Genomic DNA, 12,942 nt, shown 5'->3' with positions numbered 1-12,942 from the left:
AACCACAGTGAGGCGCAATGCCAGTTTACAGCATGACCGGCTACGCCAGCGGCCAAAACGGGTCCGCAGGCAGCCACTCCGAAGCCGAGGCACGGCCTGCCGCCGCAGGCCGACTCGGGGTAGAAATCCGCTCGGTCAATAGCCGCTTTCTCGACCTGACTTTCAAGCTGCCGGAAGAACTCCGCCAGCATGAAACCGCCCTGCGCGAGCTGCTCACGGGCAAGCTCAAGCGCGGCAAGGTCGAAGTGCGCGCGGCCATCGAGAACACGGCCCAGGCCGGCGTCGTCGAGCCCTCCGTCAAGCTGCTCCAGCGGCTCAACGGGGTGCAGGACAGCGTCAAGGCCTGGTTGCCCGGCGCCAGGGAGCTCAGCGTGGCCGACGTGCTGCGCCTGGCCGGCGGCGACAGCGCAGCCCGCGGCGACTGGGGCCCCGACCTGCTCGAGGTGACGGGCAAGGCGCTCGACGCCCTGATGTCGGCCCGCCAGCGCGAAGGCGCCCGGCTGGCCAAGATGCTCGACGCCCATCTGGGCCAGTTGCGCCTTCTGGTGCAGCAGGCCGGTCCGCTGGTGCCACAGCTGGTCGAACAGCAGCGCACCCGTTTCCTGGAGCGTTGGCAGGAGGCCATGGGCCTGACCGCCGGCACGGGCGGCACGCTGCCCGAAGCCGCCCAGGACCGCGCGCTGACCGAAGCCACCGCCTTTGCAATTCGCATCGACGTGGCCGAGGAGCTGACTCGGCTGAACTCGCACCTCGACGAAATCGAGCGGCTGCTCAAGAAGGGCGGCGAGATCGGCAAGCGCCTCGACTTCCTGATCCAGGAGCTGCACCGCGAGGCCAACACGCTGGGCTCGAAGTCGGCGGCGCTGGAGCTCACGCGCATCGGCGTGGACATGAAGGTGCTGATCGAGCAGATGCGCGAGCAGGTACAGAACATCGAATGACGAGCCCAAGAATGGACTACCCCGGCAATATCTTCGTGGTCGCGGCGCCCAGCGGCGCTGGCAAATCGAGCCTGGTGAAGGCGCTGATGGAGCTGGATTCGGCCGTCCAGCCGTCGGTGTCGCACACGACCCGGTCGCCGCGCGGGCAGGAAAAGCACGGCCGCGAGTACTTTTTTGCCTCGCCGCCGGAGTTCGACGCACTGATTGCAGCGGACGGCTTCGTGGAATGGGCCAATGTGCACGGGCACCGCTACGGCACCTCGAAGCGGGCCGTCGAAGAGCGCATCGCCCAGGGGGCGGATGTCATTCTGGAGATCGATTTCCAGGGTGCGTTGCAGATCCGCAAGACGTTTGCCAACGCGGTGATGATCTTCATCCTGCCGCCGAGCTGGGAAGAGCTGCGCTCGCGGCTCGAGCGCCGCGGCGAGGACAGCGCCTCGGTGATCGAATTGCGCCTGAAGAACGCCGCCGAAGAGATGGCTCGGGCGGGGGAATTCGACTTCGTTATAATCAACGAGTTATTTGAGCGCGCGCTTTTCGATCTCAAGGCGATCGTCCACGCTCAGCGGCTTCGGTACTCTGCACAGCGCCGTGCACGTGCCGACACATTCGCCGCACTGAACATCCCCTGATATCCGAGTTCATCGCTCACTGACAGAAAGATTCTCATCATGGCCCGCATCACCGTCGAAGATTGTCTGCTTCAGATCCCTAACCGCTTCCAGCTCGTGCTGGCCGCCACGTACCGTGCGCGCATGCTGAGCCAGGGCCACGCACCCAAGATCGAGAGCAAGAACAAGCCCGCCGTGACCGCCCTGCGCGAAATCGCCGAAGGCAAGATCGGCATTGAAATGCTCAAGAAGGTGCCGGGCTGATCTGACGCAGCCCTGCAACGAAAAGGCACCGCAAAGCGGTGCTTTTTTTATGCCCGGACGCGTCCATACAGCGGTCACGCTAAAGTGATAGACATGAGCGCGGTAGCCAAACATCAGTCCCAAGCCCCCAAAGGCCCGCCGAAGCCGAGCCCGGCGGCGCTGAACGCCGCAGCAGCAAGCTTTGCCGCATTGACGGCGCGTCTCGATTACCTGAGCCCGGAAGACACCGAGCTGGTGCGGCGCGCGTACCGCTTTGCCGACGAGGCCCACCTCGGCCAGTTGCGCAACAGCGGCGAGCCCTACATCACGCACCCCATTGCGGTGGCGGCGCAATGCGCCGAATGGAAGCTCGACGCGCAAGCGTTGATGGCCGCCCTGCTGCATGACGCCATCGAAGACTGCGGCGTCACCAAGCCCGAACTCATCGAGCGCTTTGGCGCGCCGGTGGCGGAGCTGGTCGACGGCCTCACCAAGCTGGACAAGCTGCAGTTCAACACGCGCGAAGAAAACCAGGCCGAGTCGTTCCGCAAGATGCTTCTTGCCATGGCGCGCGACGTGCGCGTCATTCTGGTCAAGCTGGCCGACCGCACGCACAACATGCGCACGCTGGCCGATGCGCCGCGCGAAAAATGGGCTCGAATTTCGCGCGAAACGCTCGAAATCTACGCCCCCATCGCACACCGGCTCGGGCTGAACCAGACCTACCGCGAACTGCAGGAGCTTTCGTTCCGGCACATGAAGCCCTGGCGCTATGCCACGCTCTCAAAGGCGGTGGCCAAGGCACGCGGCCGTCGGCGCGACCTGATCCAGAAGGTGCAAAAAGAGGTCGAAACCGCTTTCTCGGCCGCCGGCATGACGCTGCGGATCGCGGGGCGCGAGAAAACGCTGTATTCCATCTACCGCAAGATGGAAGACAAGCACCTGAGTTTTGCGCAGGTGACCGACATCTACGGCTTTCGCCTGATCGTGCCGAACGTGATCGCCTGCTACACCGGCCTGGGCATCCTGCACCAGATGTACAAGCCGCTGCCGGGCAAGTTCAAGGACCACATCGCCATTGCCAAGCTCAACGGCTACCAGTCGTTGCACACGACGCTGGTGGGCCCGGCGGGCGTGAGCGTCGAGTTTCAATTGCGAACCGAAGCTATGCACGTGGTGGCCGAATCCGGCGTGGCGGCGCATTGGCTGTACAAGGCCGCCGAACCGAATGCCGCCAGCAACGACCGGCTGGGCACCAAGTGGCTGCAGTCGCTGCTCGACATTCAGGACGAAACACGCGACGCCGCGGAGTTCTGGGACCACGTCAAGGTCGACCTGTTTCCAGACGCCGTCTACGTGTTCACGCCAAAGAGCCAGATCATGGCGCTGCCCCGCGGCGCCACGGTGGTCGACTTTGCGTACGCCATTCACAGCAACATCGGCGACCACACCTCGGCCGCGCGCATCAACGGCGACCAGGTGCCACTGCGCACCGAGCTCAAGAACGGCGACGTGGTCGAGGTCATCACCGCGCCGGTGTCCACGCCCAATCCGGCGTGGCTCGGTTTCGTGCGGACCGGGCGCGCCCGCTCCAAGATCCGTCATTACCTGAAGACCCTGGCGCATGCCGAATCCGAAGGCCTGGGCGAAAAGCTGCTGGCCCAGGCGCTGCGCGCCGAGGGCCTGAGCAAGCTGCCCGACAACGACGACGAACATCAACCGCTGTGGGAGAAGCTGCTGCGCTTCACCGGCAGCCGCACGCGCTCCGAGTTGCTGACCGACATCGGGCTGGGCAAGCGCATCGCCAGCATCGTGGCCAAGCGGCTGGTCTCCATGCTCTCCGAACTCGGTGAGCGACCCGACGCCCTGCTGCTGAGCCGCGAGCGCTTCATTTCGCATGAAACGGTGTCGCAAGGCGCGGTGACGCTGGACGGCAGCGAGAACTCGTCGGTGCGCTTTGCCCTGTGCTGCCGCCCCATTCCAGGGGACCAGATCGTCGGCTATCTCGGGCACGGCGAGGGCCTGGTGGTGCACACCGAAGACTGTGGCGTCGGCCAACGCCTGCGGCACAAGGACAGCGAACGTTTCTTCGCGGTCGAGTGGGCGGACGAACCCACGCGCTCCTTCGAAACCGGCGTGGTCATCACGGTGCGCAACGACAAGGGCGTGCTGGCACGTGTCGCGGCCACGCTGGCGGATGCCGAGGCCGACATCACGCATGTGGAAATGGCCGACGAAACACCGCAAGACTCGACCGACCTGCGCTTCGTGATCGCTGTGCGCGACCGCGCCCATCTGGATGCGGTGCTGCGCGCTGCCCGCCGGACCTCTTCGGTGCTGACCGCCTCCCGGACGGTGCCCGCGCCCTGACGCGTTCAGCCTCTAGGTTGGTGCGGGGCGCGGTGTGGGATAGCTCACCGACAGAATCTCGACTTCGTGCGCGCCACCCGGCGTCACGAGCTTCACAACATCGCCTTCGCGCGACTTGAGCAGTGCCCGAGCGATCGGGGAAATCCAGCTGACCTCGGCCTTCGCGCTTTCTGCCTCGTCGATGCCGAGAATCGTGACGCTGCGCTCGTCGCCCGTTTCGTCGACATAGCGAACTGTGGCGCCAAAAAAGATCTGGTCGCGACCGTGGTGCACCGACGGGTCGGTGATTTCAGCGATCTCCAGGCGCTTGGTGAGAAAGCGGATGCGCCTGTCGATTTCGCGCAGGCGCTTCTTGCCGTAGAGGTAATCGCCATTTTCGGAGCGGTCGCCGTTCTTGGCGGCCCAGTGCACCGTTTCGACGATCTTCGGGCGCTCTTCGTCCATCAGTTGCAGCAGCTCGTCGCGCAGCCGCGCGTAGCCGTCGGGGGTGATGTAGTTCTTGCTGCCCGCGGGGAGTGGAGGCAACGCGCCGTCGGCGCCGTCGTCATCCCCATCGGAATCCGTTTCCTTGGTGAATGCCTTGCTCAACGCAAAATCCTCCAAAAAAAGAAAAAGGCCCGCAACTTTCGTTGCGGGCCTTTTATGTAGTGGTGCGGCTGGCAGGAATTGAACCCACGACCCCTTGGTTCGTAGCCAAGTACTCTATCCAACTGAGCTACAGCCGCACAGCTTGCAATTATAGCCCGCTTTTTTCGGCCATTTAAATTTAACTGGCCGAATGCAGGCGGATGACTCACGAAAGACCAAAAGAAAAATGCCCGGGAGACGAATCTTCCGGGCATCTTCAATGTTGGTGCGGCTGGCAGGAATTGAACCCACGACCCCTTGGTTCGTAGCCAAGTACTCTATCCAACTGAGCTACAGCCGCTGAGCCTTCGATTATATCCCGTTTCAAGCAGCATCCCCAAAGCGATGCAAAAAACTTGATTCGGCATGAAGCAGTGGTAGGCCGTGATGGGCTTGAACCATCGACCAACGGATTATGAGTCCGCTGCTCTAACCAACTGAGCTAACGGCCCACGCGGCACGATTCTATTCGCGACGCGCAGCCTACTTGCGATGACTCAGCGCGTTGCCCACCAACCGCGACGTGATGTCGACGATCTGGATCATGCGTTCATAGGGCATGCGCGTCGGGCCGATCACGCCCAGCGTACCCACCACCTGCCCGTCGACCTCGTAGTTCGCGCTGACGATGGAGAGCTCCTCGAAGGGCACCACCTGGCTTTCGCCGCCGATGAAGATGCGCACGCCCTCCGCCTTGCTCGACACGTCGAGCAGCCGCATGAGCTGGGCCTTCTGCTCGAACAACTCGAAGGCGCGGCGCAGCTGGCCCATGTCGCTGGAGAAGTCGCTGACCGCGAGCAGGTTGCGCTCGCCGGAAATCACAACGTCGTCTTCCTGCGCCTCTGTCAGCACGTCGGAGCTGGCCTGCACCGCAGCCTGCATCAGCGCGGCAATTTCGCCGCGCAGCGTCTCTATTTCAGACTGCAGCTTGTCGCGCACCTGCTCGATGGTCAGGCCCGCATAGTTCGCATTGATGTAGTTGGAGGCTTCGACCAGTTGCGACTGCGAATAGTCGGCCTCCGGAAAAATCACCCGGTTCTGCACGTCGCCGTCGGGCGCCACGATGATCACCAGCAGGCGCTTGTCGGACAGCCGCAGAAACTCGATCTGCTTGAACACCGACGCACGCCGCGGCGCCATCACCACACCCACGAACTGCGACATGTTCGACAGCAGGTTGGCGGCGTTGGCAATCACCTTCTGGGGCTGGTCGGGCGGCAGGCTCGGCGTGGTCATGTGCTCGCGCTGGGCGGTCAGCATGGTGTCGACGAACAGCCGGTAGCCGCGGTGGGTGGGAATGCGGCCGGCCGAGGTGTGCGGGCTGGCAATGAGCCCCAGTGCCTCGAGGTCGGACATGACGTTGCGGATGGTCGCGGGAGACAGGTCGAGCCCCGGGGCGCGAGACAACGTGCGTGACCCGACGGGTTGCCCGTCGGCGATGTAGCGCTCGACGAGCGTCTTGAGCAGCAACTTGGCACGGTCGTCCAGCATTGCAAGATTTTAGTGTTGTAATTTGTGAAATATGACCTCTCGCTTTCGTCACGTCGCCCTGATCGGCAAATACCAGGCTTCCGGCGCCAGAGCGCAGGCGGATGCACGCGACGGTGCAATGGAAGGCATTGGCGCCTTTCTGGAGTCGCAGGGCTGCACGGTGTTCGTCGAACGCTCCACCTGCAAAGAGGACGAGGAAGACGAAGGTGCCCCCGCCCATCCGCGCTATGAGGCCCTGTCGGTCGAAGAAATCGGCCAGCGCTGCGACCTCGGCCTGGTGGTCGGCGGCGACGGCACCATGCTGGGCATTGGCCGGCAGCTCGCCAGCTACGGCATTCCGCTGATCGGCATCAACCGAGGCCGGCTCGGTTTCATCACCGACATTCCGCTCGACAACTACCAGGCCACGCTCATTCCCATGCTGGCCGGTGAGTACGAGGAAGACCACCGCAGCCTCATTCATGCGCGCGTCATGCGAGACGGTGTCTCGGTGTTCGACGCACTCGCCATGAACGACGTGGTGGTCAACCGCGGCGCCACCTCCGGCATGGTCGAGCTGCGCGTGTCGGTGGGCCGCCACTTTGTGGCCAACCAGCGTGCCGACGGCCTGATCATTGCCACGCCCACCGGCTCGACCGCGTATGCGCTGTCGGCCGGCGGGCCGTTGCTTCATCCGGCGGTGCCGGGCTGGGTGCTGGTGCCGATCGCGCCGCACACGCTGTCCAACCGCCCGGTGCTGCTGCCCGATGCCGACGAGATCGTCATCGAGCTGGTGGGCGGGCGCGACGCCAGCGCCAATTTCGACATGCAGTCGCTGGCCTCGCTCGCAATCGGCGATCGCGTGGTGGTGCGCCGCTCCGACTTTCGCGTGCGCTTTCTGCATCCGCGCGGCTGGAGCTATTTCGACACGCTGCGCAAAAAACTCCATTGGAACGAAGGGGGCTCCTGACATGGCGCTGAGACGCATCGCACTGCGCGACTTCGTGATCGTGCGATCACTCGAACTCGACCTGTCCGGCGGCTTCACGGTCTTGACCGGTGAAACCGGCGCGGGCAAATCCATACTGATCGACGCACTGCAACTGGCACTGGGCAACCGCGCCGACGCAGGCGCGGTGCGCGAAGGCGCCGAGCGGCTCGACGTGAGCGCCGAGTTCGACGCCGACGCGGCCCTGGCCCCGTGGCTCGACGAAGGCGGCTTCGAAGCCGGCGACGCCCTGCTGCTGCGCCGCACCGTCGACCTGCAAGGCCGCAGCCGCGGCTGGATCAACGGCAGCCCCGCCACCGCCACGCAGTTGCGTGAACTGGGCGACCACCTGCTCGACATCCACGGCCAGCACGCCTGGCAAAGCCTGACGCGGCCCGAGGCCGTGCGCGGCCTGCTCGACGCCTATGCAGGCGTGCGCACCGATGCGCTCGATGCTGCCTGGCACGGCTGGCGACAAGCGCTCTCTTCGCTCGAACGCGCGCGTTCCGCACAAGACTCGCTGCAGCGCGAGCGCGAACGGCTGCAGTGGCAGATCTCCGAAGTCGCCAAGCTCGCACCGGGCGTGGACGAATGGGAAGAGCTGTCCGCCAACCACTCGCGCATCTCCAATGCGCAAGCCTTGATCGACGCGGCGCACGGCGCCAGCCAGGCGCTGGAAGACGACGACAACGGCGCCCTTGCCGCCCTCACCCGCGCGGCCACGCTGCTGCAGAACTGCGAGCACATCGAACCGGAGTTTCGCAACCTGGGCGAGGTGCTGGCCTCTTGCGTGGCACAGGCCTCCGACGCGGCGCATTCGCTGCACGGCTATCTGCGCGACACCGATGCCGATCCACGCGGCCTAGCCGACCTGGACGAACGCATGGGCCTGTGGATGTCGCTCGCGCGCCGCTACAAGCGCACGCCGACCGACCTGCCGGCATTGCTGGCCGGCTGGCAGGCCGAGCTGCAGGCGCTCGACGCGCAAAGCGACCTCGAAGCCCTGGAGCGCGCGGAAGAAGCCGCGCAGCAGGTCTACATGAAGGAGGCCAAGTCGCTCGGCAAGCTGCGCAAGCAGGCAGCGCCGCGCCTCGGGCAAGCCGTCACGCAAGCCATGCAGGGCCTGGGCATGCAGGGCGGGCGCTTCGAGGTCGAGCTGCAGCCGCTGGCGCAACCCGGCCGCGCCGGGCTGGAAGAAGTGGCCTTCCTGGTGGCGGGCCACACCGGCAGCACGCCGCGCGCCATCGGCAAAGTCGCCTCAGGCGGCGAGCTGTCGCGCATTGCGCTGGCCATTGCCGTCACCACCAGCCAACTGGGCGCCGCGCAGACGCTGATCTTCGACGAGGTCGACGCTGGTGTGGGCGGTGCAGTTGCGGAAACGGTCGGCCGCCTCATGAAGCAGCTCGGCCGCGACCGGCAAGTGCTCGCCGTGACCCACCTGCCCCAGGTGGCCGCCTGCGCCGACCATCACCTCGTGGTTGCCAAGCGCCAGACGGCGGCCAGCGGCAAGGACGGTCCGCGCACCGAAAGCGGCGTGTCGCGCCTGGACGACGACAGCCGCGCCAAGGAAATCGCGCGCATGCTGGGCGGCGAAAAGGTCTCGCAGACCTCGCTGGCCCACGCACGCGAAATGCTCGGCCACAAGACCTCGGCAACCGCCTCATGAACCTCGATCTTGTGCTCATCACGGGCATGTCGGGGTCCGGCAAATCGGTGGCCCTGCATGCGCTGGAAGACGCGGGCTACTACTGCGTCGACAACCTGCCGCCCGAGCTGCTGACGGCGTTCATCGCCTTGCAGCACGAGCAGCAGACGCCGCGCGTGGCCATTGCCATGGACGTGCGCACCGGCGTGTCGCTGCCGATCGTTCCGCAGCAGCTCGAGGCGTTGCGGCGCGACGGTGGCATCTCTCTGCGTTCGCTGTTTCTCGACGCAACCACCGACGCCCTGCTGCGCCGCTATTCGGAAACCCGGCGCCGCCACCCGCTGTCGCGGCAGGAAGGCCGCACCGACGTGCCCGAGCAGCACCGGGTGCTGATGCAGGCCATTGAGCTGGAGCGCGAGCTGCTGGCCGACCTGCGCGACGGCGCCGACGTGATCGACACCAGCCTGATTCGCCCGGCGCAGTTGCAGAGCTACATCAAGTCATTGATCTCGGCGCCGCAGAACGCGTTGACGCTGGTATTCGAGTCTTTCGCGTTCAAGCGCGGCGTGCCGCTCGATGCAGACTATGTGTTCGACGTACGCATGCTGCCCAACCCGCACTACGTGCCCGCGTTGCGCCCGCTCACGGGCCGCGACGAGCCGGTGATCGAATGGCTGCGCGAGCACGACGACGTGGCGCGCATGTACGACGACATCGAGCAGTTTCTGTCGCACTGGCTTGATGCGCTGGCGCGCGACCACCGCAGCTATGTGACGGTGGCGATCGGTTGCACCGGCGGGCAGCACCGCTCGGTGTTTCTGGTCGAGCAGCTGGCGCGTTCTTTCGGGGCGCGCTGGGGCGCGCTCAAGCGGCACCGCGAACTCGACGCGAACTGACGCGCGGGGTTCGCGGGGTTCGCACGGTTCAGGCCTCGCTGCCTTCCAGCAGCTTGCGCATCGGCGCCGGCAAACCCAGTTGACGCCATTCCTGCGCCGCAACCCAGCGCGCGCCCTCGCCTTGCGGCTGGCCGCCCTGGAGCTGCATGGGGTGCAGGTGCAGGTCCTTGTGGGTCAGCACATGCATGAAGGCCGGCAGGTCCTGAACACCGCCTTGTGCAGCGGCAGGCAAGGCGGCCAGCAGTTCTTCACGGCTGTCGAACACGGGCAGGCAATACAGCCCCGCCCAGATGCCCTTGGCCGGGCGCTTCTCCAGCCAGACACGTCCCTGCGAATCGCGCGCCAGCAGCACCCAGAGCGACTGGGCGCTGCGCTTGAGCTTGCGGGTCTTCACGGGATAGCGCTCGGGCGCACCCTCGCGCAACGCAATGCAACTCTTCTCGACCGGGCAGAGCATGCAGCTGGGCTTGCGTGGCAGGCACACGGTGGCGCCCAGGTCCATCAGCCCCTGGGTGTAGTGCGCAATGGCTTCGCGCTGCTCGGCCGGCGGCAGCAACTGCGTCGCCAGATCCCAGAGCGCGCGCTCTTGCGCCGTCGACGACATGTCGCCCGCAAAGCCGAGCACGCGCGTCAGCACGCGCTTGACGTTGCCGTCGAGGATGGCCACGCGCTCGCCGAAGCAGAAGGCGGCAATCGCGGCAGCGGTCGAGCGGCCGATGCCGGGCAGGGTCACGAGGTCGGTGGCAGTGCGAGGAAACTCGCCGCCGAAGCGCGCGACCACGTCCTGCGCGCAGCGGTGCATGTTGCGCGCCCGGCTGTAGTAGCCCAGGCCGCTCCACAGGCCGAACACCTCGTCTTCGGTGCCGGCGGCCAGCGCCTTCACGTCCGGAAAACGCTCGAGAAAACGCGCGAAATAACCGAGCACGGTGGAGACCTGCGTCTGCTGCAGCATCACTTCGGACAGCCACACGCGGTACGGGTCGCGCGTGTTCTGCCACGGCAACTGGCTGCGCCCGTGGCTGCGCTGCCAGGCCACGATCTGCGCGGCGAAATCGGGAGGCAGTGGCGGGGCTGCAGCCGCCACCACGGCGGAACGTTCAGGCCGCACGCAGTGCGCCGGCAGCAACCGGTACCTCAGCCGCGCCCGAGGGCGTTGGCTGCGGCGCAATCAGCGACGTGAATTCGCGCAGGCGCACATGCAGCTCGGCCATGTCGCGCTCCTGCGCGGCCAGCTCGACCAGCCGCTCGTCCAGGTTGCCCGCCGCGCTTTGAATGCGCTCGATGGCCTCGATGCGCTTGCTGAAGTTGCGCCGACGCTCCTTGAGCTGTGCGTCGATCTGCGCGCTCGCACCTTTGCTCCAGCGCTCCACCTCGGTCATGGCGGCTTCGTTGACCAGGCGCAGCCGGCTGGCCAGCGCGCGCACCAGCTTGTCGCAGAAGTCGGCCTGCGCCAGCTTCAGCAGGTTGCCCACGCCCAGGTAGTGGATGTGGCTGCGCTCGATCTGGCTGAGCTCCTGCTCGAAGCCGGTGAGGTCGGGCTCGGCCGGCGCCTGCAGCGTGAAGCCCTGCTCTGCGTTGAGCTGGCGGAAGGTGGCGTGCAGCATCGACTGGATCTCGGCCGTGGTCGCCTGCACTTCGCGCAGGTTGTTGCGCAGCGAGTCGAAGGTCTCGGCGTACACCTTGCGCACGTTGAGCTTGATGCCGGGGCGCTTGAGCGCGGCCGACAGCCGCACCATGTCGGCCTTGAGCGCGGTGCGCCCGAGCACGGCATACACCTCGCGCAGCAGCTTGCCCTGCACCGAGCGCAGCGCCAGGATGCGGGTGTTGCTGCCCTCGAACTCGGCATGCTCCTGGTCGATTCGCGCACGCATGTGGCGAATCACGGAAACGTTCTTGCCGCGCAGCCCCTGCAGCTCGAGCGCCTGCTCGGACAGGTCGCGCTGGCGCACCTTGAGGATGCGCTCGGCCTCGGCGCGCAGCGCGGTCATGCCCGCGTCGACAGCCAGGCGCAGCATGGTCTCGCGCTTGCCGAGCACGCCTTCGCCCAGCAGTGCTTCGAGCGCCGGCAGGCGGCTGGCCTGCAGCAGTTGCGCGTCGCACTGGATCTTCGCCTGCAGCCCCTTCTGCGCGGACACGGGCAGCACCTGCGCGAGCGGCACTTCGAGCAGCCGCGCCGCGCCTTCGCGCTGGCGTTCGATCTGCTGCTCGATCTGTGCGGGCGTGCTCAGCGTGTCCCACATGGTGTCGATCTTGTTGAGCACCACGAAGCGCGTGTCGCTGCCTTCGTCTTCGGTGATCAGGTGTTCGCGCCAGATCGACAGGTCGGAGCGCGTGACGCCGGTCTCCGCGCCCAGGATGAACACCACGGCATGCGCTTGCGGAATCAGGCTCACCGTGAGCTCGGGCTCGGCGCCAATCGCGTTCAGGCCGGGGGTGTCCAGAATGACCAGCCCCTGCTCCAGCAGCGGGTGCGGCATGTTCAGCACGGCGTGGCGCCAGCGCGGAATTTCGACGCGGCCTTCGCTGTCCTGCACCGGGTTGTCGTCGGGCGTGTCGTCGTTCCAGAAGCCCAGCGCGCGTGCTTCTTCCTTGCTGACCCAGCGCACCTCGGCCACCTTGCCCATGGCCTGGGCGAGCTGCTCCGCGTTGCCGACATCGATGGCGATCTCGGTCCAGCGGGTGGGCTTTTCACGCCAGTGGGCCAGCGAGTGCGGCTCCAGACGGGTTTCGATGGGCAGCAGCCGCAGCTTGGGCGCCAGCGCGGCGTCATAGCCCAGCTCGGTCGGGCACATCGTGGTGCGCCCGGCGCTTGCCGGCATGATGCGCCGCCCGTAGCCGGCAAAGAAGATGGCGTTGATCAGCTCCGACTTGCCACGAGAGAACTCGGCCACGAAGGCGACCATGACCTTGCTGGTACGAATCTGCGTTTCAAGCCCGCGCAGCCGCTCGGCCACGGACTGGTCGAGCAGCTCGTTCTCCGTCAGCCAGCGGGACAGCCACTGCAGCCGGCGAGCGAAATTGCTTCGCCACGCGCCGTGCTGATCGAGTTGTTGGTTGAAAGAGCGGCTCAAGGGAAATTTGTAAGTAATAGCTTACAAATATAGCATCGGGAGGCCCGCAACAACCGTTTCGCGGGTATTCCGTTCACGGT

At 65.9% G+C, this 12,942-nt stretch carries 11 protein-coding genes and 3 tRNA genes; 7 read left to right on the top strand and 7 right to left on the bottom strand.

Translation table 11 applies throughout. The features are described from left to right. Window positions 1-17: 17 nt before the first annotated feature. The 4 genes from VLK31_RS29800 to VLK31_RS29785 all read left to right on the top strand — a co-directional run bounded on the left by VLK31_RS29800 (window position 18) and on the right by VLK31_RS29785 (window position 4,165). Window positions 18-941 (top strand): YicC/YloC family endoribonuclease, encoded by a 924-nt coding sequence (locus VLK31_RS29800; protein ID WP_409172089.1) that lies wholly within the window; start codon window positions 18-20, stop codon window positions 939-941. An 11-nt stretch (window positions 942-952) separates the two neighbouring features. Further along, the gene (gene gmk, locus VLK31_RS29795; protein ID WP_409172088.1) at window positions 953-1,573 is read left to right on the top strand and encodes a guanylate kinase; all 621 of its coding nucleotides are present in this window, start codon (window positions 953-955) and stop codon (window positions 1,571-1,573) included. Between the two features lie 39 nt (window positions 1,574-1,612). Further along, on the top strand, window positions 1,613-1,816 hold the full coding sequence (rpoZ, locus tag VLK31_RS29790) for a DNA-directed RNA polymerase subunit omega (RefSeq protein WP_021009011.1): 204 nt from the start codon (window positions 1,613-1,615) through the stop codon (window positions 1,814-1,816). A gap of 93 nt (window positions 1,817-1,909) precedes the next feature. Next, complete coding sequence (locus tag VLK31_RS29785) at window positions 1,910-4,165, top strand: RelA/SpoT family protein (protein WP_409172087.1); 2,256 nt, start codon at window positions 1,910-1,912, stop codon at window positions 4,163-4,165. A 12-nt stretch (window positions 4,166-4,177) separates the two neighbouring features. Here VLK31_RS29785 and greB read toward each other — a convergent pair whose 3' ends face one another. From greB to hrcA, 5 genes are all read right to left on the bottom strand, one after another. After that, a complete protein-coding gene (gene greB / locus VLK31_RS29780) occupies window positions 4,178-4,753 on the bottom strand; it encodes a transcription elongation factor GreB (RefSeq protein ID WP_409172126.1) in 576 nt (191 codons plus the stop codon). Window positions 4,754-4,813: 60 nt separating this feature from the next. Next, window positions 4,814-4,890: transfer RNA gene (locus VLK31_RS29775), tRNA-Arg, on the bottom strand. A 126-nt stretch (window positions 4,891-5,016) separates the two neighbouring features. Next, a tRNA-Arg gene (locus tag VLK31_RS29770) sits at window positions 5,017-5,093 on the bottom strand. A 74-nt stretch (window positions 5,094-5,167) separates the two neighbouring features. Beyond that, window positions 5,168-5,244 (bottom strand) — tRNA-Ile (locus tag VLK31_RS29765). A gap of 31 nt (window positions 5,245-5,275) precedes the next feature. Then, window positions 5,276-6,283, bottom strand: coding sequence for a heat-inducible transcriptional repressor HrcA (hrcA, locus tag VLK31_RS29760; protein ID WP_409172086.1), 1,008 nt, complete (start codon window positions 6,281-6,283; stop codon window positions 5,276-5,278). A 31-nt stretch (window positions 6,284-6,314) separates the two neighbouring features. Between hrcA and VLK31_RS29755 the strand changes: the two genes are divergently transcribed. From VLK31_RS29755 to rapZ, 3 genes are read left to right on the top strand one after another with little or no spacing between them, the layout of a single operon-like run. Next, on the top strand, window positions 6,315-7,232 hold the full coding sequence (locus VLK31_RS29755; protein ID WP_409172085.1) for an NAD kinase: 918 nt from the start codon (window positions 6,315-6,317) through the stop codon (window positions 7,230-7,232). A gap of 1 nt (window position 7,233) precedes the next feature. Next, window positions 7,234-8,916 carry a DNA repair protein RecN gene (gene recN, locus VLK31_RS29750; RefSeq protein ID WP_409172084.1) on the top strand — a complete coding sequence of 561 codons (1,683 nt, stop codon included), beginning with the start codon at window positions 7,234-7,236 and terminating at the stop codon, window positions 8,914-8,916. Then, the gene (gene rapZ, locus VLK31_RS29745; RefSeq protein WP_409172083.1) at window positions 8,913-9,791 is read left to right on the top strand and encodes an RNase adapter RapZ; all 879 of its coding nucleotides are present in this window, start codon (window positions 8,913-8,915) and stop codon (window positions 9,789-9,791) included. Before recN ends, rapZ begins: the two co-directional genes overlap by 4 nt. Before the next feature lie 28 nt (window positions 9,792-9,819). On the opposite strand, the gene mutY is transcribed toward rapZ, so the two are convergent. Both mutY and VLK31_RS29735 read right to left on the bottom strand, forming a co-directional pair. Continuing rightward, window positions 9,820-10,854, bottom strand: coding sequence for an A/G-specific adenine glycosylase (gene mutY / locus VLK31_RS29740; RefSeq protein WP_409172125.1), 1,035 nt, complete (start codon window positions 10,852-10,854; stop codon window positions 9,820-9,822). A gap of 34 nt (window positions 10,855-10,888) precedes the next feature. Beyond that, window positions 10,889-12,862 carry a dynamin family protein gene (locus VLK31_RS29735; RefSeq protein ID WP_409172082.1) on the bottom strand — a complete coding sequence of 658 codons (1,974 nt, stop codon included), beginning with the start codon at window positions 12,860-12,862 and terminating at the stop codon, window positions 10,889-10,891. Window positions 12,863-12,942 lie beyond the last annotated feature (80 nt).

This window comes from Variovorax sp. H27-G14, from assembly GCF_046156345.1.
Lineage (GTDB): Bacteria > Pseudomonadota > Gammaproteobacteria > Burkholderiales > Burkholderiaceae_C > Variovorax.
The sequence above is the reverse complement of the archived record's forward strand: the minus strand, read 5'-3'. Positions and strand labels throughout refer to the sequence as shown.

What these genes read in the sequence shown, in the direction of transcription:
- VLK31_RS29755 (WP_409172085.1), top strand. Translation starts at nt 6,315, where the DNA reads ATGACCTCTCGCTTTCGTCACGTCGCCCTGATCGGCAAATACCAGGCT.
- rapZ (WP_409172083.1), top strand. Translation starts at nt 8,913, where the DNA reads ATGAACCTCGATCTTGTGCTCATCACGGGCATGTCGGGGTCCGGCAAA.
- recN (WP_409172084.1), top strand. Translation starts at nt 7,234, where the DNA reads ATGGCGCTGAGACGCATCGCACTGCGCGACTTCGTGATCGTGCGATCA.
- VLK31_RS29800 (WP_409172089.1), top strand. Translation starts at nt 18, where the DNA reads ATGCCAGTTTACAGCATGACCGGCTACGCCAGCGGCCAAAACGGGTCC.
- rpoZ (WP_021009011.1), top strand. Translation starts at nt 1,613, where the DNA reads ATGGCCCGCATCACCGTCGAAGATTGTCTGCTTCAGATCCCTAACCGC.
- hrcA (WP_409172086.1), bottom strand. Translation starts at nt 6,283, where the DNA reads ATGCTGGACGACCGTGCCAAGTTGCTGCTCAAGACGCTCGTCGAGCGC.
- VLK31_RS29785 (WP_409172087.1), top strand. Translation starts at nt 1,910, where the DNA reads ATGAGCGCGGTAGCCAAACATCAGTCCCAAGCCCCCAAAGGCCCGCCG.
- gmk (WP_409172088.1), top strand. Translation starts at nt 953, where the DNA reads ATGGACTACCCCGGCAATATCTTCGTGGTCGCGGCGCCCAGCGGCGCT.